Source organism: Paractinoplanes ovalisporus (assembly GCF_016834655.1).
Taxonomy (GTDB): Bacteria; Actinomycetota; Actinomycetes; order Mycobacteriales; family Micromonosporaceae; genus Actinoplanes; species Actinoplanes ovalisporus.
Map to the genome: position 1 here is coordinate 152,489 of NZ_JAENHP010000022.1, position 25,359 is coordinate 177,847.

At 70.1% G+C, this 25,359-nt stretch carries 24 protein-coding genes; 6 read left to right on the forward strand and 18 right to left on the reverse strand.

What is annotated here, in order from left to right; genetic code table 11:
* On the reverse strand, positions 1 to 861 hold the full coding sequence (locus tag JIG36_RS41295) for an SDR family NAD(P)-dependent oxidoreductase (RefSeq protein ID WP_203382098.1): 861 nt from the start codon (positions 859 to 861) through the stop codon (positions 1 to 3).
* 67 nt (positions 862 to 928) lie between these two features.
* Here JIG36_RS41295 and JIG36_RS41300 point away from each other — a divergent pair, with 67 nt between their 5' ends.
* Positions 929 to 1,564 carry a TetR/AcrR family transcriptional regulator gene (locus JIG36_RS41300; RefSeq protein WP_203382100.1) on the forward strand — a complete coding sequence of 212 codons (636 nt, stop codon included), beginning with the start codon at positions 929 to 931 and terminating at the stop codon, positions 1,562 to 1,564.
* Here the strand turns inward: JIG36_RS41300 and JIG36_RS41305 are convergent.
* The 3 genes from JIG36_RS41305 to JIG36_RS41315 are packed head-to-tail and all read right to left on the reverse strand — an operon-like array spanning position 1,491 to position 7,200.
* A complete protein-coding gene (locus tag JIG36_RS41305) occupies positions 1,491 to 2,549 on the reverse strand; it encodes a DNA glycosylase AlkZ-like family protein (protein WP_203382102.1) in 1,059 nt (352 codons plus the stop codon). The two genes, JIG36_RS41300 and JIG36_RS41305, sit on opposite strands and share 74 nt — an antisense overlap.
* A complete protein-coding gene (locus tag JIG36_RS41310; RefSeq protein WP_203382104.1) occupies positions 2,546 to 2,959 on the reverse strand; it encodes a PPOX class F420-dependent oxidoreductase in 414 nt (137 codons plus the stop codon). The genes JIG36_RS41305 and JIG36_RS41310 overlap by 4 nt, the downstream gene beginning before the upstream one ends.
* Before the next feature lie 53 nt (positions 2,960 to 3,012).
* Positions 3,013 to 7,200 carry a GH92 family glycosyl hydrolase gene (locus tag JIG36_RS41315; RefSeq protein WP_438870795.1) on the reverse strand — a complete coding sequence of 1,396 codons (4,188 nt, stop codon included), beginning with the start codon at positions 7,198 to 7,200 and terminating at the stop codon, positions 3,013 to 3,015.
* A gap of 200 nt (positions 7,201 to 7,400) precedes the next feature.
* Between JIG36_RS41315 and JIG36_RS41320 the strand changes: the two genes are divergently transcribed.
* Positions 7,401 to 8,240, forward strand: coding sequence for a PhzF family phenazine biosynthesis protein (locus tag JIG36_RS41320; protein ID WP_203382106.1), 840 nt, complete (start codon positions 7,401 to 7,403; stop codon positions 8,238 to 8,240).
* A gap of 135 nt (positions 8,241 to 8,375) precedes the next feature.
* Here the strand turns inward: JIG36_RS41320 and JIG36_RS41325 are convergent, their stop codons facing one another.
* From JIG36_RS41325 to JIG36_RS41340, 4 genes are read right to left on the reverse strand one after another with little or no spacing between them, the layout of a single operon-like run.
* Entirely contained in the window at positions 8,376 to 9,485 is a 1,110-nt protein-coding gene (locus JIG36_RS41325) for a hypothetical protein (RefSeq protein WP_203382108.1), read from the reverse strand.
* Positions 9,486 to 9,489: 4 nt separating this feature from the next.
* A complete protein-coding gene (locus tag JIG36_RS41330) occupies positions 9,490 to 10,026 on the reverse strand; it encodes a P-loop NTPase family protein (protein WP_203382110.1) in 537 nt (178 codons plus the stop codon).
* A gap of 4 nt (positions 10,027 to 10,030) precedes the next feature.
* Positions 10,031 to 10,693: a response regulator gene (locus tag JIG36_RS41335; RefSeq protein ID WP_203382112.1), complete on the reverse strand. Its 663-nt coding sequence runs from the start codon at positions 10,691 to 10,693 to the stop codon at positions 10,031 to 10,033.
* Positions 10,690 to 11,796 (reverse strand): sensor histidine kinase, encoded by a 1,107-nt coding sequence (locus JIG36_RS41340; protein WP_203382114.1) that lies wholly within the window; start codon positions 11,794 to 11,796, stop codon positions 10,690 to 10,692. Before JIG36_RS41340 ends, JIG36_RS41335 begins: the two co-directional genes overlap by 4 nt.
* Before the next feature lie 120 nt (positions 11,797 to 11,916).
* On the opposite strand from JIG36_RS41340, the gene JIG36_RS41345 reads away from it, so the two are divergent.
* Together JIG36_RS41345 and JIG36_RS41350 are read left to right on the forward strand one after the other, a co-directional pair.
* Complete coding sequence (locus JIG36_RS41345) at positions 11,917 to 12,444, forward strand: hypothetical protein (RefSeq protein ID WP_203382116.1); 528 nt, start codon at positions 11,917 to 11,919, stop codon at positions 12,442 to 12,444.
* 45 nt (positions 12,445 to 12,489) lie between these two features.
* Entirely contained in the window at positions 12,490 to 13,254 is a 765-nt protein-coding gene (locus tag JIG36_RS41350) for an ArsR/SmtB family transcription factor (protein WP_307873123.1), read from the forward strand.
* Between the two features lie 13 nt (positions 13,255 to 13,267).
* On the opposite strand, the gene JIG36_RS41355 is transcribed toward JIG36_RS41350, so the two are convergent.
* Complete coding sequence (locus JIG36_RS41355) at positions 13,268 to 13,945, reverse strand: alpha/beta fold hydrolase (protein WP_203382118.1); 678 nt, start codon at positions 13,943 to 13,945, stop codon at positions 13,268 to 13,270.
* Positions 13,946 to 13,998: 53 nt separating this feature from the next.
* Here JIG36_RS41355 and JIG36_RS41360 point away from each other — a divergent pair, with 53 nt between their 5' ends.
* Positions 13,999 to 14,958, forward strand: coding sequence for a helix-turn-helix transcriptional regulator (locus JIG36_RS41360; RefSeq protein WP_203382120.1), 960 nt, complete (start codon positions 13,999 to 14,001; stop codon positions 14,956 to 14,958).
* Between the two features lie 304 nt (positions 14,959 to 15,262).
* Here the strand turns inward: JIG36_RS41360 and JIG36_RS41365 are convergent, their stop codons facing one another.
* The 6 genes from JIG36_RS41365 to JIG36_RS41390 all read right to left on the reverse strand — a co-directional run bounded on the left by JIG36_RS41365 (position 15,263) and on the right by JIG36_RS41390 (position 21,401).
* Positions 15,263 to 16,219, reverse strand: coding sequence for a DNA polymerase domain-containing protein (locus JIG36_RS41365; protein WP_203382122.1), 957 nt, complete (start codon positions 16,217 to 16,219; stop codon positions 15,263 to 15,265).
* Positions 16,220 to 16,322: 103 nt separating this feature from the next.
* Positions 16,323 to 16,637: a hypothetical protein gene (locus JIG36_RS41370; protein ID WP_203382124.1), complete on the reverse strand. Its 315-nt coding sequence runs from the start codon at positions 16,635 to 16,637 to the stop codon at positions 16,323 to 16,325.
* A 115-nt stretch (positions 16,638 to 16,752) separates the two neighbouring features.
* Entirely contained in the window at positions 16,753 to 17,637 is an 885-nt protein-coding gene (locus JIG36_RS41375; RefSeq protein WP_203382126.1) for a carbohydrate ABC transporter permease, read from the reverse strand.
* Positions 17,634 to 18,527 carry a carbohydrate ABC transporter permease gene (locus tag JIG36_RS41380; RefSeq protein ID WP_203382128.1) on the reverse strand — a complete coding sequence of 298 codons (894 nt, stop codon included), beginning with the start codon at positions 18,525 to 18,527 and terminating at the stop codon, positions 17,634 to 17,636. The genes JIG36_RS41375 and JIG36_RS41380 overlap by 4 nt, the downstream gene beginning before the upstream one ends.
* Positions 18,528 to 18,594: 67 nt before the next feature.
* Positions 18,595 to 19,908: an ABC transporter substrate-binding protein gene (locus tag JIG36_RS41385; RefSeq protein WP_203382130.1), complete on the reverse strand. Its 1,314-nt coding sequence runs from the start codon at positions 19,906 to 19,908 to the stop codon at positions 18,595 to 18,597.
* Between the two features lie 521 nt (positions 19,909 to 20,429).
* A complete protein-coding gene (locus tag JIG36_RS41390) occupies positions 20,430 to 21,401 on the reverse strand; it encodes a LacI family DNA-binding transcriptional regulator (RefSeq protein WP_307873124.1) in 972 nt (323 codons plus the stop codon).
* 388 nt (positions 21,402 to 21,789) lie between these two features.
* Between JIG36_RS41390 and JIG36_RS41395 the strand changes: the two genes are divergently transcribed.
* Complete coding sequence (locus JIG36_RS41395) at positions 21,790 to 22,872, forward strand: NAD(P)-dependent oxidoreductase (RefSeq protein WP_203382134.1); 1,083 nt, start codon at positions 21,790 to 21,792, stop codon at positions 22,870 to 22,872.
* Between the two features lie 147 nt (positions 22,873 to 23,019).
* Here JIG36_RS41395 and JIG36_RS41400 read toward each other — a convergent pair whose 3' ends face one another.
* From JIG36_RS41400 to JIG36_RS41410, 3 genes are all read right to left on the reverse strand, one after another.
* On the reverse strand, positions 23,020 to 23,367 hold the full coding sequence (locus tag JIG36_RS41400; protein WP_203382136.1) for an MmcQ/YjbR family DNA-binding protein: 348 nt from the start codon (positions 23,365 to 23,367) through the stop codon (positions 23,020 to 23,022).
* A gap of 107 nt (positions 23,368 to 23,474) precedes the next feature.
* Positions 23,475 to 24,161: a hypothetical protein gene (locus tag JIG36_RS41405; protein ID WP_203382138.1), complete on the reverse strand. Its 687-nt coding sequence runs from the start codon at positions 24,159 to 24,161 to the stop codon at positions 23,475 to 23,477.
* Positions 24,162 to 24,238: 77 nt separating this feature from the next.
* Positions 24,239 to 25,357: an epoxide hydrolase family protein gene (locus JIG36_RS41410; RefSeq protein WP_203382140.1), complete on the reverse strand. Its 1,119-nt coding sequence runs from the start codon at positions 25,355 to 25,357 to the stop codon at positions 24,239 to 24,241.
* Between the last annotated feature and the right edge of the window lie 2 nt (positions 25,358 to 25,359).

Below are 25,359 nucleotides of genomic sequence, written 5' to 3' on the forward strand. Positions count from 1 at the left end.
TCAGCGGACGGGTCGGTAGTGCTTGCGCAGGTCGGCGGTCGTCATGCGGTCGAGCAACCGGTCGGGCAGGAAACGGGACACTCCGATGAGGAACGCCGCCGTGGTGCCGATCGTGTAGCGGGTACGTGGCCTGCGTACGGTGGCCGCCTTCGCGATCGTGCGGGCCGCCTCCTCCGCGGTGTTGCCGGCCTCGGTGAAGGCGGCGACGTGCGACGGCAAGGCCTGCACCAGGTCGCCGTAGCGCTCGTTCTGCTCGGGGGACATCCGGGCGCCGAGGTCGCTCAGGCGGGCGGTCCCGTGGCCGGCCATCGCGGTCTTGACGCCGCCGGGCTCGACCACCACCACCGGCACGCCGTGCGGGGCCAGCTCGTTGCGGAGGGCGTCGCTCATCGCTTCCATGGCGAACTTGCTGCTGGCGTACGGGCCGTAGCCGGCCATGGAGAGCCGGCCGTTCAGCGACGTGATGTTGACGATGCGGCCCCGCCCGCGCACCAGCGCCGGCAGCAGGGCCTGGATGACGGCGACGTGGCCGAAGAGGTTCACCTCGAAGATGCGCCGCCACTCGTCCAGCGGCGTCACCTCGATCGGGCCGGCGCCGGGGATCCCCGCGTTGTTGATGAGCGCCCGCAGTGGACGCGGGTCCTGCTCGACGCGGGCGGTCAGGGCGGCGATGTGGCCGGGGTCGGTGATGTCGAGGATCACCGGTTCGACCCCGGCGTCGAGCAGGGACTGGCCGTCGCGTTCGCGGCGCACCCCGGCCAGCACGTGGTAGCCGCGGCGGGCCAGCTCGCGGGCGGTGGCCGCGCCCATTCCGGTCGACGCGCCGGTCACGATGGCGAGGCTTTCAGATGACGTTGTCACCTGAACGAGTGTGCGGCATTGAGATGACGTTGTCAACTGAATGGTGGCCGCGGATAGGATCACCGGCATGACCAGCCGCGCCGAATCGGCCGCCGCCACCAGGCGGGCCCTGCTCGACGCGGCCGCGGAGCTGCTCGATCTCGGCGGGCCCGAGGCGGTGACGCTGCGCGAGGTGGGCGCGCGGGCCGGCGTGACGCGGGGAGCGCCCTACCGGCACTTTCCCGACAAGGAGAGCCTGCTGATCGCGATCGGGTCGCAGGCCTGGGAGGCCCTGGGCCGCCAGATGCAGGAACTCCGCGCCGATCCGCACATGTCACCGGCCGGCAAGCTGCGGGCCGGGCTGATCGCGATGATCGAGATCGGCCGCTCCCGGCCGCACCTCTACAAGCTGATGTTCAGCAACCCGCCCGGCGATCCGGCCGCCCTGGCCCGGGCCGCGCAGCACAGCCAGACCGAGTTCCTGGCCGTCGTGGCCGACCTGGTCGGCGAAGGCGAGGCCCGCCGCTACGGCGCGCTGCTGGTCGCCAGCGCGAACGGCATCGCCGGGCTGGAGGCCAGCGGTCAGCTCGCCGACCCCAAGTGGGGCACCACCGCCGAGGATCTGGCCGCCACGCTGGTCGATCTGGTCGCTAGGCCGGGAGGTCGAGTCCCAGACCCAGCCAGCGGGCCAGGTCACGGATCTCGGCCAGCACCGCGGCCATGACCTTCTGCGGGAACGGGGAGTCTTCGTGGACGGCGTCGACGCGCAGGACGCCCTGCTTGCGGTCGGCGGTGGCGTCCAGCTTTCCGATCAGGCGGTCGTGGTGCAGGATCGGCATCGCCCAGTAGCCCCAGCGGCGGGCGGCGGCCGGCTTGTACATCTCGAGGTTGTAGTCGAACTCGAACAGCTCGACCATCCGCTTGCGGTCGAAGATCAGGCGGTCCAAGGGGGAGACCAGCGCGGTGCGACCCTCGAACGGGCCGGACAGGAAGGCCGGATCGACCCGCCACACGCCGCGGGTGCCCTCGATGCGCGCCGGCTCGCCCGCGTCGATGCGGCGGGCGATGCCCAGGGAGCGGAGCAGCCGCGCCGAGCGCAGGGAAAGAGCCTCATCAGCCGGCACGGTCTCGCTCGGGTAGACGCGGTGGGCCAGATCCCACATGCGTTCACGGCCGTCGCGGTCGGCCACGGCGATCTCGCCCCGCACCATCAGGCACTCCAGCATCATGCCGACGTTGCGGTTGTTGTTCCATCCGGAGGAACCCCACGGCACCTGGGCCGTGTCGGGGATGACGGAGTGGGGCACCGGGCCGTCGCGGTCCAGCAACTCGAGCACGTCGCGCCGGAAACCGTCGTTGGCGAGCACCCAGTGCTGGGCGCCCTCGTGCGCGAACGGGGAGTCGGGCACGGTCAGCGCGGCCATCTCGGCCTTGAAGAGCGGGATGTCGGCCATCGGGCGGATCATGCCGCGAAGGTCCACGTAGGTGCGGTCGGCCAGGCCCGCGGCCAGTTCGGCGGGCCGGTAGGACGAACCCAGCCGGCTCCACAGGGCCAGATCGGCGTGCGGCGCCACGGCCGCGGTCTGGTCGAACTGGAGGAACGTGAGCCGGTCGATGGTCTCCTCCACCGACGACGGCCGCGGAAGAGCGAGCAATTGCGCCCGTACGGCGATCCGGCGGGCTTCGGCGCGGGTCAGTGAGACGGTCACATCACCCAGCCGTACAGGTGCTCGACCCGGATCCGCACCACCAGGCGGCCGTCGGCGACCATCGCGCGCCGGTAGTCGTCCCAGTCGGGGTGTTCCTGGCCGCGGATCAGCCGGTAGATCTCGACGAGTTCCTCGACCACCTCGTCGTCCAGGCTCCACGCGACCTGGCTCAGCTCGGCCGTGCCCTCGGCGACGGCGTATCCCTGCTCGCCCGAGACCTTGACGCTCACCCGCGGGTCGCGGCGCAGGTTGTGCACCTTGGCCAGCGTCGTGCGGGTGGAGAAGCGGATCAGCCCGGGCAGGGCGATGTAGCTGACGTCGGACAGCTGCGGCCGTCCGTCCTTCTTGATGGTCGCGACGGTGCCCAGGTTCCCCGCCGCGACCACACCCCACAGCTTCTCGTCTGACATGGTCATGACATTACTGAGAACGGGGCGGCGGGAAGGCCCGCCGCCCCGAATCGTCACAGCTTCGAGCACTGCCCCAGTCGGAGACCCGTACCCGCGTTCTTGAGGCCGTTGTTGACCGGCGCCGGGTTGTTACCGGTGCAGGTCAGAGCCCCGTTGATGGTGTTGCCGGCGACCACGGTCGACGTCTTGCCGCTCGTCAGGGTCACGATCCCGCGCACCGTCGAGCCCTCGATCGACACCGGCCCCGAGTTGGTCGCTGTCACGAAGCCCTGCACGTTGGAGCCGAGCAGCGAGATCGTGCCCGCCCCGGTCGCCGTGAGAGCCGCCTTCAGGGTCGCGCCTGTGGCATACAGGGAGGCGCCATTGCGTACGGTGACCAGCCCGGTGACGGTCGAGCCGGGGGCCAGGCACGTCACGCCGGAACTGACCGTGAGCGCCCCCGACACCTGGTCCGCGATGGTCGTCGTGCAGGCCGGGGCCGGCTTGCCGAGCAACTCCACCTCGGCGAGCGTGCCGTCGAAGACGACCGAGTAGTGCTTGTACCGCCCGGGCGACGTGATCTTGAACGGCCGGGTCTGCTGCCGCCAGTCGAACTTCTCGCCCGACCGGGTGTCGATCGTCGTCCAGGTCGTGCCGTCGTACGAGCCGCGGACGGTCCACGACGCCGGGTCGCTGCCGGCCGCCGCCGCCGAGGTCAGCGTGTAGTACGTGGCCTGCTCCCCGGCGCTCGCGAACTGATAGGTGAACGGGCCGCTGCCCGGGGTGGCGCTGTTGTCGTCGACCAGTCCGGCCACCGAGGCGGTGCCCTTGCCGGACCCGGTCAGGTCGCGCAGCGGCTCGGCCGGCGCGCTGCCGGTGGTGAGCGACGGCGGCGGGGCGTCGGCGCCCCACGACGACGGGTTCGGGCCCATCTTGAAGTCGAGCACCGCGCCGTCGGCCAGCGCCGAGTGTGGGATCGACGTACCGGCCGTCCTGCCGTTGATCTTCAGATCCTGGACGTAGACGTTCTCGGCGCTGTTGTTCGGCGCGTTGATGACGATCTTCTTGCCGTTCTCCAGGTTGACCGTGGCCTTCTTGAAGAGCGGAGACCCGACCGCGTACGCCGGTGAGCCCATCTGCAGCGGGTAGAAGCCGAGTGCCGAGAACACCTGCCAGGCCGACATCTCGCCGTTGTCCTCGTCGCCGGGGTACCCCTGGCCGATCTCGCTGCCCAGGTAGAGCCGGGACAGCGCCTCGCGGGCGAGCTTCTGGGCCTTCGCGGGCTGACCGGCGTAGTCGTACATGTAGATGATGTGGTGCGACGGCTGGTTGCTGTGCCCGTATTGGCCCATCCGGACGTCACGCGCCTCGAGCATCTCGTGGATCGTGCCCCCGTACGAGCCGGGGAAGGTCGCCGTCTCGGGCGTGGCGAAGAACTCGTCCAGCTTGTCGGCCAGGCCCTTCTTCCCGCCGTAGAGGTTGGCCAGTCCCTGACCGTCCTGCGGCACGTGGAAGGCCATGTTCCAGCCGTTGGTCTCGGTGTAGTCGTAGCCCCAGACGCGCGGGTCGTAGTTCTCCGGCGACTGCCGCCACACACCCGACGAGTTCTTGCCCTGGAAGAAGCCGACCGACTTGTCGAACATGTTGACGTAGTTGAGCGCGCGGTTGCGGAAGTACTCGGCCTCCTCGGCGTACCGCTTCTCGCCGGTCTTCTCGGCCAGCGCCGACGCCATGTTCGCGATGCCGAAGTCGTTGATGTAGCCGTCCATGGCCCAGCTCATGGCCTCGCCGGTGGCGTCGCTGGGCGTGTAGCCCTTGAAGATCGACGTCGCCAGACCCTTGCGGCCCACGTTCTGGTTGGGGGGCGTCACCGTGGCGTTCTTCACCGCGGCGGCATAGGCCTCCTCGACGTCAAAACCCTTCACACCCTTGCGGTACGCGTCGGCGAAGGCCACATCCGACGACGTGCCCACCATCAGGTTCGCGTAGCCCGGGGACGACCAGCGCGAGATCCACCCGCCGTCCCGGTACTGCTGCACGAACCCGTCGACCATCTCGCCCGCCATCTTGGGGGTGAGCAGCGAGTACGCCGGCCAGGTGGTGCGGTAGGTGTCCCAGAACCCGTTGTTGACGTAGACCTTGCCGTCCTTGACCGGCGCCCCGGTCTCGGTCGGGGTGCTGGCCGGGCTGGTCACCGCCGACTGCACGGTGTGCTTGTAGGCCGGGTCGGCGTCGGTGCCCGTGTTCTCGTAGGCCGAGTTCGGGTAGAGGAACAGCCGGTAGAGGTTCGAGTAGAGCGTGACCAGCTGGTCCTCGCTCGCGCCCTCGACCTCGATCGTCTTCATCTTGGCGTCCCACAGCTTCTGGGCGCTGTCCCGCACCGACTCGAGCGTCGCGCCGTCCGCGATCTCCAGGTCGAGGTTGTGCTTGGCCTGGGCCACGCTGATCAGCGAGGTGGCGATCCGCATGTGCACGGTCTTGTCGCCGAAGCTGACGTAACCGGTGGACGGCCGGTTGCCCGCGGCCAGCGAGCCGCTCGCGGTGACGGTCTTGTCGAACGTGGCGTAGACGAACATGCGCGTCCAGCCGGCCGAGAGGCCACCGCTGTTGACGTCGGTCCAGCCGCTGATCGCGTTGTTCGCCGCGTCGATGGTCAGGCCGGCGTTGTTGTTGACGTTGTCGAAGATCAGGTTGCCGTTGTCACCGGGGAACGTGAACCGGTAGAGGGCGGCGTGGTCGGTCGGCGCGAGCTCGGTCCTGAGCCCGTTGTCGAAGGTGACGCCGTAGTAGTACGGCTTGGCCACCTCGTTGTCGTGCGTGAACGGCAGCGCCCGGGCGGTGCGGGCCGGGTTCAGCGCCGTCGACGGCATGACCTGGAACGTCTGGCGGTCACCCATCCACGGACTGGGCTCGTGGCTGGCCGAGAACGCCTGGATCGTCGGCTTGTTGTCGGCGTTGTTCTGGCGCGACCACTGGTAGAGCCAGCTGGTCGAGCCGGCGTCGGTCACCGGCGTCCAGAAGTTGAAGCCGTGCGGCACGGCGGTGGCGGGGAAGTTGTTGCCCCGCGAGAAGTCGCCGCTCGACTGCGTTCCCCGGCGCGTGTCGACGTACGCGGAAAGGTTGGTCTGCGGCCTGGCCGGGGTGACGTCGCCGATCGCGATGTCGTCGAACCAGGTGCGGAACGAGGTGGGGCCGCTGGGCTTGTCGTAACCGACGAGCACGCGGTCGACGGTCTTGCCCTTGGCGACGGCGCCGATCCGGGTCTTCTTGAGGTTCCACTGTCCGGTGTAGAGCGTCTTGGAGGCGCCCTGCGCGGACGGGCTCACCACGATGCCGTGCTGGTCCTTCGCCTTGAGCCCGGACAGATAGGTGCCGTCGGTGAAGGCGAGATCCACGGCCGCGTACGTGGCGGGGTTGCTCAGGTCGGTGCGGTTGAACTCGGGGAAGACCAGATAGCTGAGCTCGGTGTCGTCGGTGACCGTGACGTTGACGTCAAAGACCTTGTTGTACGCGTATCCGCGGCCCTCGGCGGTGTGGCGCCCGGCGATCTGGAACGCCTTGAGGCCGGTGTAACCCGCGTTCGCCTTGGCCGTGGGGGAGCTGGCCGGGCCGTTGCCGACCCGGCTCTGCATCGGGCCGGTGGGCGGGGTCGTGGTGTTGCCGTCCGCCAGCTCGAGGTCGGCCAGCTGGGTGAGGTTGCCCGACGGGTGCCCGGTGATGTTCAGGCGCCAGATCTTGAAGCTGGCCGGGTTCGCGACCTCGTACGTCTTGGTCTGGAACCGGTCGTCGAAGGTCTCGCCGCTGCGGGTGTCGACCGTGGTCCAGGTCTCGCCGTCGGCCGAGCCCTGCAGGTTCCAGTCCCGCGGGTCGCGCTCGGGGGCGTCGTTGGCGCTGGTCAGGGCATATTTGACGACCTCGGCGGGGGCGTCCAGGGTGTACTGGGCCCAGCTCGTCGGGGTGTCGACCAGCCACTTGGTCGCGGCGTCGCCGTCGTTGAGGTTGTTCGCGCCCTCGTTCCCGTTGGGCTGGGCGTTGACCGCGATCGCGGTGACCCGGCCGCGCAGGCTGCCCGGCATGCCGACGATCACGGTGCCGTCGACGCCCTCGGCCCGTTCGGTTGTGTCTGTCCAGTCGGGCTCGGGCTGACCGGTCTCGAAGGAGGACGCGAAGTCGGGGGCGGCCGCGTGCGCCGGCGCCCCCATCAGCATCGTTCCCGCCATCGCCAGGGGCACTGCCGCGACTAACCACCGTGGTCGGCGCATCCGACCTCCTCCGATCATCCACGTAACGTCCGCGACACATCGTTACTGGTAAATCAATCAATGAGCAAGAGCGGAACGCACACAATCGCGCAACGCCTGACATCGATGTCAGTGGGGACCTTGTGTCCTGTTCTGGCGCTCGATATGGTCACTTCGGACGACCGGATCTTCCGGTCCCGGTGTTCAAATGTGTGCGATTAATGGGGGCCCGGACGGACGTCGCCGTGGTGCACTCCTGCCGGCGCGAGGGTCGCGGTGGCAGCCCCACCGCTGTCCTCTGCCTCTCCGGCGCCCCGCCCGATCTGCCCTCGCTCTGCCGGCTGCCGGGCCGGGTCGGCGCCTCCCACGTGGTCGTGGTCTCCGGTCCGCCCGAAGGCCCGGTCGACCTGCGGTTCTTCACCGCCGCCGGTGAGCTGCCGGCCTGTGGGCACGGCACCGTCGCGGCCCTGGCCTTCCTGGCCGAACAGGCCGGACTGCCCGACATGATCGTGCCGCTCCGGATCGGTGGCCACAGCCTGACCGGCTATGTCACCGGTGGCACGATGGCGACCTTCCTGGAGAGCCGGGTCGACCTGCGGTTGCCGACCGGGCCCGAACTGACCGAGGTGCTGCCGATGCTGGGCTTCGGCGGCAATGGGATCGGCATTCCGTTGGGCGTTCTGGCCGCCTCGACCGGGCGCTGGCGGCTGCTGGTGCCGATCGAGTCGCGGGCCGCGCTGGCCACGCTGGCGCCCGACCCGGCGCGGCTGGGCGCGGTGTGCGAACGGCTGGGCCTGATCGGCTGTTACGTGCACAGCCCGCCGGACGGCGAGGGGCGGCTGGCCGCCCGCATGTTCGCCCCGGCGATCGGCGTTCCCGAAGACGTGGCCAACGCCAACAGCACCGCCTGCCTGGCGGCCGCGATGGCCGGGCGCACGATCGCGGTCGACATGGGCGACTCGTTGGGTTCTCCGGCCACCATCCTGGCTTCGGCCCGCCCCGGAGGCCTGGTCGAGGTCGGCGGCGAGGCCGTCATAGCCGGCAAGTTCCGCCTGGACTGAGCCGCCGCAGCCAACGCGCCGCTGCCACGCCCGCGCCCTCGCGCCCCGCGCCCTCGCGCCCGCGCCCTCGCGCCTCGCGCCCTCGCGCCCCGCGCCCGCCGCCACTGCCGCCGCGCTGTTCGTCGGCCCGGGCGCTCAGAAGTCCCGGGCGTCGTCGAACCACGCGGCGGCGGCCTTGCTCAGATCACCGAGCGGCGTAGCCGCAGTGAGCAGGCCGACCGCGACCGCGGCGTCCTCACGCTCGGTGGTCTCGATGCGGGACAGCCGGTTGATCGCGGCGACGAACCCGCGCACAGCCGCCTCGACCTGAGCCGGCGTGGTGGCTCCGAGAATCGCGGCCTCGGCCGTGCGGAAGGCCTTCACCGCGGCGCGGGCCGACCGGGACGGCCAGCCGGCGAACGGCAGCCCGTACTCGGTCGTGAACCATTCGGGCTTGCGCACCTTGGAGACCGACGAGTTGCGCCACTCCCGGTCGGTGCCGCGCAACTGGGCCCGCAGCCGCTTGCCGTCCGCTTCACCGACGTTCCAGGCGATCAGGTGGGTCAGCCGCGGCCAGGTGTCGAGCGGGGCCAGCCCCGGCAGCTCGGGCGCGTAGCGCAACTGAAGCGCGGTCAGGCCTTTCAGCTCGGTCAGCGCTTCGAGCCCGACCAGGCTGCCGGACAGCTCGACCCGGGTCAGCCCGGGGAACTGGAGCAGGCTCGCGCAGTCGAACGGCTGCCGCAGCGGCGGCACCGACACGGCGAGCGACGTCGCGCCGGCCAACGTGGGCAGGGGCGGCAGCGCGTACGGCCGGTCGGGCGCGACCATCGTGTCCGGGTGCAGGCTCAGTGGCGGGCACTCGGCTCCCGGCGCGAGGCGTGGCGTGAACAGGCCGAGGTCGCCGCCGAGGGTGAAACGGCCGGCTGGCAGCGTCAGGCTCAGCCGGGCGCGGCGCAGCACGACGGCCAGACCGTGGATGTCGGCGCCGCTCGCGTCCAGGTCGTGGGCGGCGTACGGGGTCCAGGTGAAGCCCTCGATCGGGCGCCGGGCCGCCCACGTGATCCAGCCGGTGTCGTCGCCCTCGTAGTCGATCCAGCGCGGCCACGGCGACCCGGCGGGGGTGGTGAACTGGTCGAAGACGGTCCAGTCCACGTGTTCGTCCGGGGCGACCTCGAGATCTCCGTATGGGCCGATCGAACAACTCCCGACCCCAGGCTTGCGGACGAGCTCGTGGCTGCCGGGCCCGGTCAGCGAGATGCGCTCCACGAGGTCATGATCGCTCATCGAGGGCCGGCAATGCCGCCAGCCATCGATGCACCTCGGCCCGCGAGCGCAGCAGCACGGTCTCGGGGAAGTCGGGGCTCGAGTGCCACAACCGCATGCGGCGGCGCTTGCGGGCGAACGAGTGGACGTGGAACCAGAGCATCGACTCGCGGCTGAAGAACGCCAGGCGCCACGTCTCGTAGTTGCCGTTGCACGTCGGGGTGCGCCGCACGACCTGCGTCACCGTGCGGCGCAGCAACTGGCCGTACGAGCGGTGGCGGGGCAGGTCGAGGCCGACGATCAGATCGGCGCGTTCCAGGGCCAGGTCGTGCCAGAAGCCGTACGCGGCGTCGATCACCCACTCGTCGCCCGCGAGCAGTTCCTTGATGATGGCCCGCTGTTCCGCCTCGGGCACCGGCACCCAGCCGGGCCGCCACATCAGGTCGTCGATCGAGTGGTAGGGCAGGCCGAGCCGCCGGCCGATGAGGGCCGCGAGCGTCGACTTGCCGGAGCCGGTCACCCCGTAGACCAGGATCCGTCGCATGTCGTCACGATAACGGGCCGGCCAGCCCGTCCTCGAACGCGATTATCACCAGCTGGACCCGGTCGCGGACGCCGAGCTTGGTGATGGCCCGGGTGATGTGGGTCTTCGCGGTGAGCGGGCTGATCACCAGCTCGCGGGCGATCTCCTCGTTGGACAGTCCGGCCGCGACCAGCCGTACGACCTCACGCTCGCGGTCGGTCAGCACGGCCAGCCGGTCACCGCCGGGAGCGGCCGCCGCCACGACCGGGCGCGAGGCGAACTGGCCCACCACCCGCCGGGTGACGCTGGGGGAGAGCAGCGCGTCGCCGGCCGCCACCACCTTCACCGCCTGGCGCAGCCCGTCCGGCCCGATCTCCTTGGTGAGGAACCCGCTGGCCCCGGCGGCCAGTGCCGCGAAGACGTACTCGTCGGTCTCGAACGTGGTCAGGATGATCACCCGGGTCTCGGGGCGTTCGGCCAGGACGGCCCGGGTGGCGGCGATCCCGTCCATCCCGGGCATCCGGATGTCCATGAGGATCACGTCGGGCCGCAGCTCGCGAGCGGTCCGGACGGCTTCGTCCCCGGTGGACGCCTCGCCGACGACCTGGATGCCCTTGTCGCGCCGGAGCAGGCTGCGGAACCCGGCCCGTACGAGGTGCTGGTCGTCGGCGAGAAGCACTGAGATCATGCGCGCTCCAGGTAGGGGATCGTCGCCCGTACGGCGAAACCGCTCTTGCCCGCACCGGCCGTGAGCGCGCCGCCGAGCGCGGCCACCCGCTCGCGCATGCCCGCGATCCCGTTGCCGTCGACCACCACCTCCGGTGCCACCCCGTCATCCTGCACGTCGACCACAACGCTTGTCGGCGCGTAGCGAAGCGTGACCGTCGCCCGCCGGGCCGACGCGTGCCGCACCGTGTTGGTCAGCGCCTCCTGCACCACCCGGTAGACCGTCGTGGCCACCGGCGCCGGCACGTCCGACCGCTCGCCGAACTCGTTCAGCGACACGGTCAGCCCGGCCCCGCGCACCTGCTCGGCCAGCCGTTCGATGCCGTCCAGCCCCTCCACCGGTTCGGCCCGGCCGCCCTCGCGCAGCACATCCACCAGCGACTTCAGGTCCGACATGGCCTTTCCCCGTACGTCCTGAGCCAGCCGCAGAGACGAGCGGGCCTCGTCGGGGTCGCTGTCGAAGGCGTCGAGCGCGACGTTGAGGTGCACGCCCACCACGGCCAGGGTGTGGGACACGACGTCGTGCAGGTCGCGGGCGATGCCGACCCGCTCCTCGGCCCGCCGCCGCCCGGCCTCGACCTCGCGCTGCTGCCGTTCCTGTTCCAGGCGCAGGCCCATCTCCTGCTGCCAGCGCCGGGTGCTCAGATAGGCGTTGGTGACGGCGAGCGCGGCGGCCAGCCACAGCGCGTCCCCGCCGACGTGGGCCAGCGCCCAGTTGCCGTTGTGGTCCTGGTTGACGAAGCCGTCCCAGGCGGCGCCGTAGGCCAGCGCCACGCCACCCGCGATCACCGCGAAGCGTGCCTGGCCCGCGAGCACGACGGCTACGAACGCCGCGGTGGCCGGCCACACCCAGCCCGAGCCGACCAGGTCGGAGCCGCGGAGCCCGGCCACCATCGCGAGCGAGACGACCAGGACCGTACGGGGAAAGCGGTTGGCGAAGAACGCGGCCACGGCGAGCCAGAAGGCCAGCGTGACGGTCATGACGGTCTGGGTGTTGCCACCGGTGATCGCAAGGCCGGCCGGAACGCCGACGACGGTCAATGCGGAAGCGAGATATCTGGTCATGGCCGGAACGTTAGGAACGGACCGGGGTGCCGGGCGTCGTCCGCCGGTGGTCACTTCCATCGACGCCTCCCGACTACGCGCTACACCATCTGGAGTATCCCCGCCGATAGGGTGTGCGGTGTGACCGCCGCGGAACTGATGGCCGCCTCGGGCCGTTTTCCCCTCGCCCCCGGACTGTCCGATGCGGAGTTCTCCGCGATCGAGCACGAGTTCGGTTTCACCTTCGCCGACGACCACCGTGCCTTCCTCGCCGCCGGCGTGCCGACCGGCCGCGGATGGCCCGACTGGCGCGGCCCCGACCGGGACGCCCTGCGCGAACGCCTGGCCTGGCCGGTCGAGGGGGTGCTCTTCGACGTCGGTTCCAACAATTTCTGGTACGAGGGTTGGGGCCCCCGCCCCGGCGACCCCGAGCAGGCCGTGGCCGCCGCCCGCGCCTCCCTGATGACCGTGCCGCGCCTGGTGCCGGTCTATTCGCACCGCTTCCTGCCGGCCGCCACGACGGGTCACCCGGTGCTGTCCGTCTATCAGACCGACATCATCTTCTACGGCAGCGACCTGACGGACTGGCTGAACCGCGAGTTCGCCCTGGGTTCCCCGTCGGCGACCCCGGCTCGCGCCACCGTCCCGTTCTGGCGCGATCTGGTCTGAACCGGTGGCTTGACGTTATGCAGGTATCTGCCTGCATAACGGGGCGTGAGCTTGGACCCGGTCTTCAAGGCGCTCGCCGACCCGACGCGGCGGCTCCTGCTCGACCGCCTGCGCGAGCAGAACGGCCAGACGCTGGGTGAACTGTGCGAGCGGCTGAACATGGCCCGCCAGTCCGCCACCCAGCATCTCGACGTGCTGCAGCGCGCCAATCTCGTGACCGTCGTGCGGCGGGGGCGGGAACGGTTGCACTACCTGAACCCGGTGCCGATCCACGAGATCGAGGACCGCTGGATCTCGGGTTTCGACCGTCCCCGCCTCGACGCCCTCGGCGCCATCAAACGTCAGGCCGAGGAGAACGCGATGACCGTCCCCGACTACGTCTATGTCACCTACATCCGGGCCGGCGCCACCGAGGTGTGGAAGGCCCTCACCGACGCCGACCTGACCGCCCGCTGGTGGGGCCACGCCAACGTCTCCGACTGGGAGCCCGGCTCCACCTGGGAGCACCGCCGCGCCGACGACTCGGGCGTGGTCGACGTGACCGGCCGGGTGCTCGCCGCCGAGCCGCCGACGCGCCTGGTCATCACGTTCGAGGACGACCCGGGCGCCACGCGCGAGCCGTCCGCCGTCACGTTCCTCATCGAGCGGTACGAGGAAATCGTGCGTCTCACCGTCACCCACGAGAAGCTGGCCAACGCCGAGCAGCTGGGTGGCATCTCGAAGGGGTGGCCGGCCGTGCTGGCCAACCTGAAGTCGCTGCTCGAGACCGGCGAGACCCTGCCGCAGGCCCCGTGGGAGATGCACCGATAAGACTCGCGGACTCCTACTGGAGCTTGGCCAGGATCGCGGCCAGCTCGGCCGGCTTCGTGAGCTGCGGCCAATGGCCCGAGTCGATGTCGACCAGGTCGACGTGCTTGGCCCGGGCCAGCTCGGGCAGCTCGCCGGCGTCGATCCACTCGCGGGCCTGGGCCGGGGTGTATTCCGGGCAGACCATGACCACCGGGATGTCGTAGCGCCGCTCGTCGGTCAGGTGCACGGTCGCCTTGGAGACACCCTCGGGCACCGGGATGGCCTTGGCCGAGAACTCGGCGCGGGCCTCGGGCGAGAGGTCGGCCGAGTCCGGTCCCTCGAACGGTTCCCAGCCCGGGAACGCCATCGCGCCGTTCTCGGCCGGGAAGAAGTCGGCGTAGGACTGGCCGTCGGCGTTCGGGAAACCGCCGATCAGCACGACCTTGGACACCTTGGCCGGGCGGGCGTCGGCCACCAGCCAGGCCAGCGTGCAGGCGGCCGAGTGGCCGACCACCACCGACCGCCCGGGCGCCGCGTCGACCACCGCGACCGCGGCTGCGATCTGGTCGTCGAGCGTGGCCGCGGTGTTGCCGTCGCCCTGACCGGGCAGCGTCACCGCCACCGCATTGCCGAGCTCGGCGACCACGCCGTCCCAGGCCGAGGCGTCGAGCCAGAGGCCGCCGAGGAGCACGATCCGTACGTCGTCAGTCATGCCCCCAACCTAGGACCGGTTCCGGACGTTCCACTTCCGGTAGCCTGCGGCAGGTGGAGAATCCTTCGAGTCCCACCGCCCGCGCCCTGCGCACGCTCGAGATTCTGCAGGCCCGCCCCGGCACGACCGCCGACCAACTGGCCACCCAGCTGGGCGTGACCGAACGGGCCGCGCGGCGCTACGTCGGGATCCTGCGTGAGGCCGGCATTCCGGTCGAGTCGGTCCGGGGCCCGTACGGGGGATATCGCCTGGGCCGCGGCACCCGGCTGCCACCGGTCGTCTTCACCGAGGAGCAGGCCCTGGGCCTGGTGATGGCGGTGCTCGACGGTCAACCGGCCGCGATCGACGCCGACGACCTGGTCGGTTCGGCGCTCAGCAAGGTGATCCGCGCCCTGCCCGAGGGCATCGGACGGCAGGCGGCCGCACTCCGGGCGTACGCGTCGGCCGCCCCCGACCGGCACTCGGCCCGAGCCGACCCGGCCGTGATGAGCGCGCTGGTCGCCGCCGTCGCCGACCGCTGCCGCGTGGCCGTCACCTACGCGAACGAGGTCGGCGACACCTGGGACTCCGAGGTCGATCCGTGGGCGGTGGTGGTGCGCTTCGGCAAGTGGTACCTGCTGTGCCATTCCCACCGGGCGGACGCGATCCGTACGTACCGCATCGACCGGATCCGCGCCGTCAAGTCGCTGGTGCAGAGCTTCACGCCACCGGACGACCTCGACCCGGTCGCCGCTCTGGAGCAGAACCTCGGTTCCGGCTGGAAGTACCAGACCCGGGTCGTCTTCCACGCGCCGCACGAGCGGGTGGCCCCCTGGATCCGTGCGACGATGGGCCGCCTCGAACCCGACGGCGACCGGTGCGTGCTCATCGGCAGCACGACCAACACCCGGATGTACGCCCACGAGTGGCTGGCCACGATCCCCATCGACTTCACCGTCGAGGAGTGCCCGGAGCTGCGCGCGGCCGTGGCCGAGCTGGGAGCCCGCTTCACCGCCGCCGCCCGGGAAGTCTGAGCCGCCACTGTTTGCTCGGTCGGCGGGTCTGGCGGCTTGGCTGGCGCCGCGGACCGTGCTGCGGTGGCCGCTGCCTTGGGGCTTATCCACACGCTGCCGCTGTGCGGTCGGCAAAGCCTGTCGTGGTGGCCGGCGTGTTGACGGGCTGTTCCGGGCGATTCCGGGCGACGTCGAACTTGTCAGCAGCGTCACTTGTGGACAAGTCGTTTTGCCGTTTTTGCGCGCGCTATTTTTTGGCCAGCCCCCTGTGGTGCGGTGGGGAGGGTCTAGTTGGCGGTCACCTGCGCGGTGCGGCGGAGTGGGGCTAGCTGGCCTCGCGGCGGGCCTTTGCCCTGCGTTTGCCCTCGTGCATGGCCTGCACGCGGGCGATCGGAATGGTGCGGCCCTCCTCGACCAGGCCGGGGTCGAGCGCCTGCGGCTCCGGCATCTCGGCTGCCCACGGGTCCTTGTCTCCGAGCCGGTCCAGCGCCGTGTGGAGGGTGAAGTCCGACGGCTTCACGTCGTCCAGCTCGTCCCACGCCAGCGGGAACGAGACTGGGCACCCCGGCCGCACCCGCGGGCTGTAGGTCGCCACCACCGTCGCCCCTCCGGCTCGGGTCGCGTCGAGGAAGACCTTGCCGTGGCGGTCCTCGCGGATGAACGCGGTTGTCGTCAGTTCGGGGTCCAGGCGTTCGGCTCGCGCGGCCACCGCCCGGGTCGCCGCTGCCACCTCCTCGGGGTCAGCCTTGCCGTCGAGCGGCACGAACACGTGCACGCCCTTGGCGCCGCTCGTCTTCACCGCCCCGGCCATGTTCGCGCTCTTCAGGGCCTCGCGCACCAGCCGGGCCGCCTTCACCGCCAGCTCGAACGCGCCGCCCTCGGGCGGGTCCAAGTCCATGATCAGGTGGGTGGGGGAGTGGGTGCCGGCGAGCATCAGCGCGGGGTGGTATTCGATGGCGCGCTGGTTGCCGAACCACAGCAGGGTTCGGCGGTCGTTGCAGAGCCCGTACGTAACTTCGCGGTGGGACGAGTCGGCCCAGACCGCCGTGCGGGGGACCCAGTCGGGCGTGTATTTCGGGAGGTTCTTCTGCATGAACTTGTCCTGGCCGCGCAGCAGCCGGATGACCGAGAGCGGCCGGTCACGCAGCACCGGCAGGAACCGGTTGCTCACCGCGTCCAGATAGTCGACCAGGTCTCGTTTGGTCGCTCCCGCACCCTCGAACAGTTCCTGATCGAGGTTGGTGAGCTTGACCCCGTCGCGCTCCTCGCCCTTGTCCGCCATGCGCCTATCGTGCCGGACTCGTGAGAGCAGAGCGACCCGGACCGCCGAGTGACCCCCGCGAGGAGTCAGAGCGACCTGGACGGCGGAGCAACCCCGCGAGGAGTCAGAGCTGAGCGATCCACACCGCGGGGAGAACCATCAGGAGCGTCAGGACCACGTACGCCCCACCGATGCCGAACCGGCGGCCATGAGTCGCGATGACGGCGGCCAGGAAGGGCAGCAGGAGCGTCAGGGTGGCGGCGATCGAGAGCACCTCGGTCTCGCGCTCGCGGCCCGTCACCCCGTACACGACGAGGATCGGGACGATGACCGCCCAGCCGGCCGTGATCGCGGTGACGCGCAGCCCCACCTTGGCATGGCGCTCGTCGTCAACCAGGTCTTTCTCGAGGGCGTAGGCCATGCGATCGGTGAAGCTCACGCCGTTGAGCCTAGTGGTGATCAAGCATCGGCGTCTTTACCACCGAGGGGGAATTGACCGAATAGTGACCCGGTCCCCGGCACGCCGTCGAGCGTGCCGGGGACCGTGGGCGGTTCTAGCTCTTGACCGAGCCCGCCATCAGGCCGCCGATGAACCAGCGGCCCAGGAGGACGTAGACGACCAGCGTCGGCAGCGACGTGATCAGCGCGCCCGCCATCGACGCCGCGTAGTCGGGCGACTGGGCGCCGGCCAGGGCGTTCAGCGCGATCGTGATCGGCCCGTTCCTGGTGTTGGACAGGAAGATCGCGAACAGATAGTCGTTCCAGGCCGACGTGAACTGCCAGATGATCGTCACCACGAAGCCGGGGATCGAGATCGGCAGGATGATCCGGCCGAACGTGCGCAGCAGGCCCGCGCCGTCGACCCGGGCCGCCTCGATCAGTTCCTCGGGAACCGTGGTGGCGTAGTAGTTCCGGAAGATCAGCGTGCAGATCGGGATGCCGTAGACGCAGTGCACGAACACCAGCGTCGTGATGCCGGGCGGGATGCCCAGGGTGGTGACGATCTCGCGCAGCGGGATCATGACGGCCTGGTACGGGATGAACATGCCGAACAGGATCAGCGTGAACACCACGTCGGCACCGGGGAAGCGCCAGCGCGACAGCACGAACCCGTTGGCCGCGCCGATCAGCGACGAGATGATCGCGACCGGGATGGCGAGCTGGAACGTGCGGAAGAACGCGGGCCGCAGGGCGTTCCAGGCCTTCTCCCACGACGCCATGGTCCACGTCTCGGGCAGGCTCCACTGGCTGGCCACACCGATGTCCGAGCCCGACTTGAAGCTGGTCACGATCAGCACGTACATCGGCATCAACACGATGATCAGGAAGATCAGGGCCAGCGCGTACTTGACGATCGCACCCGGACCCCCGCGGCGCTTCGGTTTTCGCGCCGGCGCCAGGTTGGGCACGCTCTCCGGCGGAGCGACGACGGCCGTCATGCGTTCTTCTCCTGCCGGTTCGTGTAGATCAGGTAGGGCACGATGACCACGGCCACCAGCAGCAGCAGGATGATCGAGATCGCCGCCGCCTTGGCGTAGTCACTGGTCAGCAGCGTCTGCCAGACGTAGATCGCGGGCACCTCGGTGAGCCACTGCGGGCCCGAGACGCTCATGATCAGGTCGAACATCTTCATCGACATGTGGCCGAGGATGATCAGTGCCGAGAGCGCGACCGGGGTCAGCTGCGGGAAGATCACGTTGCGGTACAGGCGGTAGGTCGACGCGCCGTCCATCGCGGCGGCCTCGCGCAGCTCCTGCGGGATGCCGCGGAAACCGGCCAGGAACAGCGCCATCACGTAACCCGACAGCTGCCAGATGGCCGGGATCGCCATCGCCGCCATGCCCCAGTCGGGGTTGGTCCACCAGGTGTTCTGCAGAAAATCAAGACCCAGCCCGCCCAGTACGGAGTTCAGGCCGCCGGCGCTCTCACCCTTGTTCGGGTTCATCAGCCACCGCCACACCACACCCGACGCGACGAACGAGACCGCCATCGGGAACAGGTAGACCGTACGGAAAAAGCCTTCCGCCTTGATGCCACGCTCGAGGATGAAGGCCCAGAGCAGGCCGAAGAACATGGCTCCGACCAGGAACACGACCGTGAAGATGAGCAGGTTCTTGAGCGAGTGCGTGAACCGGTCGTTGATGTCGTTGGTGAACAGTTTCGTGTAGTTCTCGAGACCGACGAAGCCCTTCGACCCCAGAGCGTTGTGCTCGTCGGACACCGAGACCTTGGTCGTCCAGGCGATGAGGCCGTAGACGAAGACGGCGAGCAGGATCAGTGAGGGGGAGAGCAGCAGCAGGCCCGGTCCCCAGTGCCGGAGTTTGCGCATCCGGGCTCCTTTGTGTCAATGCCGAAAATGGGGACGGCATTCGGCCGCCCCCATTTTCGGCTGGTGCTTACTTCTTGACGAACTCGGAAGCGGCAGTGGCCATGGCCTTCTGCAGCTCGGCGACGTCCTGGTTGGTGGAGAACTTGCCCAGGGCCGAGTTGGCCGCACCCTGCCAGCCCTGCGAGCAGGCCGAGCCGTGGGCGCAGGACGGAACCTGCTTGAACGACTTCCAGTCAGCCATGGCGGCCTGCTGGTACTTCGGGTAGTCGGCCGGCTTGGCGTCCGTACGGGCCGGGATCGAGCCCTTGGTGGTGTTGAAGGCCTTCTGGCCGGCGTCCGAGCCGACCGTCTTCAGCCAGCACTTCGTGCCCTCGGCGTTCTTCGCGCCCTTGGGCAGGACGAACGAGTCGGCCAGCCATTGGAAGGTGTCGCCGTTGCCCGGGAACGTGAACCACGCGTAGTCGGTGAACTTCTTGGCGTCCAGGTCGGCCGCCTCCCAGTCACCCATCAGCTGGTAGGCCGCCTTGCCGTCCATGACCAGCTTCTCGGCGTCGGTCCAGTCGAGCGCGTCACGGTCCTTGTTGGTGTACGTGAGCAGCGTCTTGAAGTCGTTGATGGCCTTGGTGACGCCGGCGTCGTTCCAGTCGGTGGCGCCGGTCCACAGGCCGGTGAACTTGTCCGCGCCCAGGTCGGTGATCAGCACCGACTCGAACAGCATGAGCTGGGTCCAGTCCTTGCCCACGGCGAGCGGGGCCTGGATGCCCTTGGCCTTGACCTTGTCGAGGTCGGCGATGAAGCCGGCCATGTCGGTCGGGTCCTTGGTGATGCCGGCGTCGGCCAGGACCTTCTTGTTGGTCCACACGACGTTGGCCCGGTGGATGTTCGCGGGCACCGAGTAGATCTTGCCGTCGACCGTCAGGTTGTCGATCAGGCCCTGCGGGAACGCCTGCTTGAGGCCCCAGCTGTCGTAGTCGGCGCTGAGGTCCTCGATCTGGCCGGCGTTGATGTAGTCCTGCAGCTCCGCCCCGGCGTGCGCCTGGAACGTGTCCGGCGGGTCGTTCTGCTGGAGGCGGGACGCGAGGACCGACTTCGCGTTGGCGCCGGCGCCACCGGCGACCGCGCCGTTCTCGAAGGTCTGCCCGGCGCAGTCGGTGCCGAACTGCTTGACCAGGCCGTCGAGGCCGGCCTTCTCGCCGCCGTCGGCCCACCAGGTGAAGACCTCTACCTTGGTCGAGCCGGAGCCGCCCCCGCTGCTGTCGTCACTGGACCCACAGGCCGTGGCGGTCAGGAGCGCGGCGACACCGACAGCTGCCACAGCAGCCCGTCGAGTGAAGCCCGTCCGACCGCCCCGCCCGCCACCCTTAACCGGACTGAAGGCCATCCCGATTATCTCCTATCGAAAGATTGACATCGTTGTCACGCGATGGGGAGTACCGTGCCGCCTCAACCGCACAAGTGTCAACGGCTGTTTCCGTGTCGTTACGTGCGCACTCTGTTGTTACCTGAGTGGAAGATCGTTGACCTGCGGTTTCATCGGCAGAAATCACTGTTTCGGCGATCTTCGAAATTTTGGGGCCGACCAGAGAGGGGGCAAAACGGTCACCTCCCGTACGTCATCGAGCCGCGCATGCCGTCGCTTGTGTTCATTTGTGAGCGGCTGACTCCGTTCCGCTGACAGATCGGCGCGGTAGCCGCCCGTGATCAGCGGTGGCCGCTAGTGATCAGCGAAGCCGCTGCTCTCGATCAGCGCGGTGGCCGATCTCGATCAGCGCAGCGACTGCTCCTGGATCAGCGTGGTGGCCGCTCCCGGATCAGTGCAGCGACTGCTCCTGGATCAGTGCGGTGGCCGCTCCTGGACCAGCGCGGTGGCTGCTTCTGGATCGCGCGGCGACTGCTCCTCGATCAGCGTGGTGGCCGCTCGCCCGAACCGCGGGCAATGATAGAGGTCGAAATCACGATGGTCCGGGCGGGGCCGGAATGCCCACTGATGCGCTCGTACGCGAGACGCGCCGCCTCCCGCCCGAGCGCGGTCATGTCATGCGCGACCACGGTCGTCCCCAGCACGTCGGCCAGGTCGAAGTCGTCAAAGCCGACCAGGGCCGGCGGATCCGTACGCCCGCGCATGCCCCGCAGGGCCCCGGTGGTGAGCCGGTTGTTGGTCGTGAAGATCGCGGTCGGCGCCGGGTCGAGCGCCAGCAGTTCGCGGACGGTGCGTTCGGCATGCCGTACGTCGTGCACATCGGTCCGCAGATAGGGCTCCCACGCGTCGTTGCCCGCGGCGCGCATCGCCCCGACGAACCCGTCGATCCGGGCCCGCTGCGGCGCCATCCGGGCCAGGTCGGCCACGAGCGCGATCCGCCGGTGCCCCGCCGCCAGCAGGTGCTCCCCGGCCGACCGCGCCCCACCCGCGTTGTCGATCAGCACCGCGTCGGCGGCCAGCCCGTCCGGCGGCCGGTCGAGAAAGACGAACGGCACACCCCGGTTGCCCTCGATGGCGAGATATTCGTGATCGTCCGCACTGGGAATGACGAGCAGCGCCCGTACGCGTCGTTCCAGGAACGCATCCACGAGACTGCGCTCGAGCATGGCGTCCTCGTCGTTGTTGGCGGTGATCAGCAGGAGCCCGTGCTGGCGCAGTTCCCGCTCGATGCCGCTGGCCACCGCCGAGTAGAACGGGTTGGTGAGGTCACCGCTGACCAGCCCGACCAGCGCCGAGGTGGCGCCGCGCCGCAGTTCCCGGGCGATGCCGTTGAGCCGGTAGCCGAGCAGGTCGGCCGCGTCACGCACCCGCCGCCCGGTCGAGGGGGCGACGTTGGGTTCCTGGTTGAGCGCGCGGGAGGCCGTCTTGAGGCTGACCCCGGCCAGCGCGGCCACCTGAGTCAACGTAGGCCGGCGAACGGTCACATCGTCGGCGGGCATATTGCTCCGAGCACTCTCAGTGGCGGGACGCTCAAGTATGACATCGATGTCTATACGTCCGACCTCGGCCGTTCGCCCCGCAACGGTGTCATGACGGAGACAGCCCGAGACCACCGTACGGCCCCAGGGCCGGTGTCGAAGTGGGAGACGGGCGGCGGCGTGGCCCGCTCGCCGTCTGGCCGCGCGCCGCGAGCACCCGTGTCGGGTTTGTCGGCGGGATCGGACGATCGGCCGCACCAGCCGCACCGCCTTGTCGTTCGGGCGCCCGCGACGCACACCCGGGCCCGTCTCGCTCCGGCCCCCTAGGTTGGAGCGGGGAGATCGCGAGCGAGGGGACAGGCAGATGGTGACGGTCGCACTGGTCAGTGCCGGATATATGGGGTCGGGGCTCGGCGCGGCGTTGCGGCAAGGCGGCGCCCGGGTGGTCACCACGCTGGAGGGGCGATCCCCGCGGACGGCCCGGCTGGCCACCGAGGCCGGGTTGGAGCTGCTGCCGACCCTGACCGACGTGCTGGTGGCGGCCGACGTCGTGCTGTCGGTGACGCCGCCGGGCGCCGCCGTCGAGACCGCACGGTCCATCGCGGCCGCGGCCCGCCAAGCCGGCCGAGCACCGATCGTGGCCGACCTCAACGCCGTCTCGCCCACCACGATGGAGGCCGTAAGCGCCGCTCTAGCCGGCACCCCCGGTCCCGCAGCCGTGGGCGGCGCTTTGGGTGTGGCGGGCGATGCTGTGGGTTCTGCGGGTTTCGTGATGGGTGGCGTCGCTGGTTCTGCGGCCGTGGCTGCGGGCGGCACTGCCGCTTCTGCGGGCGTGGCAGAGGGCGGCACTGCTGCTTCTGCGGCCGTTACTGCTGGCGGCGGTGCAGCTTCTCCGGCCGCGGTGGCGGGCGGTGGCTCGTCGGGCATCGAGGTGGTGGACGGCTCGATCTCGGGGCCGCCGCCGACGGTCACGCCGGGTGCCCGGCTCTATCTCTCGGGCGCGGCGGCCTCGGTCGTGGCCGAACTTCCGTGGGGCGGGCTGGTCGAACCCGTGGTCGTGGGGGAGCGGATCGGCTCGGCCAGCGCGCTCAAGATGTGCACCGGCGGCGTCTACAAGGGTCTGACCGCGCTCATCACCCAGGCCATGCGGACCGCGGGCGCCCACGGGGTGCTGGAGCATGTCATGGCCGACCTCGGTCGCAACGGACTGGCCGACGGCTCGGGGGTGGCGCGCTCGGCCACCAAGGCGGGGCGTTTCGTCGACGAGATGCGCGAGGTGGCCGCGACCCAGGCCGCCGCCGGTCTGAGCCCCGACCTGTTCACCGCGATCGCCGCCGTCTACGCGGACGTCGCCGGAACCCACCTGGCCGAGGGCGCGCCCGAGGACGATCGAAAGCTGTCCCCGTCCGAGATCGTGGAGCGGCTCGACTCCAGGCACGGCAGGTGAGCGACCAGCGTCCTTCGGGCCGGGATCGCAGGGCGGCTTGAATCCAGGCGCGGCGGCGGAACCGTCCAGACCCTTGGGCCGAGACTGCAGGCCAGGCGCGGCAGGTGAGTCGGGCAGACCTCCTTCGGGTCGGGCTGCGGGACGGTTTCAGGCCAGGCGTGGCAGGTAGGCCGACCAGACCTTTTTGGGCACGACCATGCGCCACGCGTCGAGCACCAACTCGGTCATCTGTTCCTCGTCGAGCTCGGCCATCGTGGCCTCGACCCAGTTGAAGCGCATGTCGGACTCGCGGGGCAGGTGGAACGTGACGGGATCGCCGGCGACCAGCGCGGCCCTCTCCTCTTTGGGGAAGCCGAAGCCCATCACGGTCTCGTCGCGCGAGAACGCCACGTAGACGATCGCGCCGACCCGGAATTTCACCCGGTCATGGATGAGGTGTTCGGAGCTGCGCGGGAGGTCACTGACAACCCGCCGGACGTCATCGACGGTGACCATGCGACGACCCTACGGCGGGGGTACGACAACTTCGGCCGGAGCGGCGGAACCGTACGACACGGGCCGGATCTGGGCGGCGGGAACCGGTCGGGGTCAGCGGGAACCGGTCAGGGGCGGCGGGGCTTCGGCACCGGGATGTTGGTGGTCGTCTCCTCGGGCAGCGGCGTGCTGTTGGGGACCTTGGCCCGGAACACCCGGTCGGGCGGCAGACGATAGGTCGCGGCCTGCACCAGCTCGTCGGGCACGGTGTGCTTTCCGCCGGAGGAGCGCGGCTGGGCGGGCTCGGCCGGTTCCTCGGTGGGCCGCGGCTCCGGGAACCTCTGGTAGTGCACACCGCCCACGGCGGCCGGCTCGCTCACGGTGTTGCGCGGCGGCGGGGGAGGCGCCGGAAATCCGAGCGCCGCCGGGGCCGCAGGGTGGTCGGCCCCGAGCGGAACAGAAGCAGCGCCGGGCAACAGGGGCGAAGCGGCGACAGGCGGAACAGGCGAAGCATCGGGCGACCCGGCAGAAGCAGCAGCCGCGACCCCCTGATGCCGGAAAGCCCGCCCGGGATCGACCTGACTCCCCGCCTGCGGCGCCGGATCCTCAGCGGCTGGCGGCGGCTTGGCCACCGTGGACCGGACGGCCAGGCTGAAAACCTGGTCGGACGCGGTCTCGTACCCGTCCCGGTAAGCCTCCTCCCGGTCGCGTTTCAGCTGGTACCGCTGGTGCACGCGACCCGCCGCATACCCGCAGCAGGCGACGAACAGGGCCACGAGAATGACGATCAGCACAGTGTCGCCGGGCGCGCTCATGCCCCCAATTGTTTCGAATTCGATAGACCGGGAGCTATGGCCCGTTTGACGTACCCCGATCGTAGTAACGGGAACGCTCAGGTTCCCGCCGTGAGGGCGGCCACGCAGGCCCGCACCTCCTCGACGAACTGGCCGGGCTGTTCGAACGCGGCGAAGTGCCCGCCGCGGGCCGGCTCGTTCCAGTAGCGGATGTCGCTGAAGCGCCGCTCGGCCCACCGCCGGGACGGGCGCGGGTTCTCGCGGGGGAAGATCGAGCAGCCGACCGGAACGGGCACGGGCGGCGCCTCGCTGCCGTCGCCGCGGAAGACGGCCTGCACGGCGGGGAAGCTCTCCCAATAGAAGCGGGCCGCCGACACCCCGGCGCCGGGGAGCCAGTACATCATCAGGTTGTCCAGCAGCTGGTCACGCGTGAGCACATCGCCGTCGGTCCAGGCGTGGAACTTCTCGACGATCCACGCGCACAGTGCGGCCGGCGAGTCGACCAGGCCGTACCCGATGGTCTGGGGCCGGGTGGACTGCACGAACGAGTAGCCGTCACCCCGCGCGGCGGCCTCCAGATCGTCCAGGGCGGACTGCTCGGCCGGGGTGAGCGCGCCGAACGTGGCCGGGTCGGGCGCGACCAGCGGCGGTACGAGGTGCAGGCCGATGACCCGGGACGGGTGCCGCAACCCGATCTCGGTCGACACGCTCGTCCCCCAGTCGTGGCCCTGGGCGACGAATCGCGGGTAGCCGAGGCGTTCCATGAGGACGGCCCAGGCGTCGGCGACCCGGGCGACGGCCCAGCCGGGTTCGGTGGGGGCGTCGCTGAAGCCGTACCCGGGAAGCGACGGGCACACGATGTGGAACGACTCCGACAGCGGCCCGATCACGTCGGCGAACTCGACCACCGACCCGGGCCACCCGTGGGTCATGAGCACCGGCACGGCGTCGGCCCGCTCCGACCGTACGTGCACGAAGTGGATCTTCACCCCGTCGATCTCGGTGCGGAACTGCGGATGCCGGTTGAGCCGCTCCTCCGCCGCCGAGAAGTCATAACCCGATTGCCAGTACGCGCATAAGTCGGAAACGTCCGACAGGGGGGAACCCTGCTCCCAGCCGGGCCCGGGCGCGGGCGACGGCCACCGCGTCCGGGCGAGCCGTTCCCGCAGGTCGTCCACCGAAGCGGGCGGCAGCGGAACGCGGAAGGGCGTGATCACCG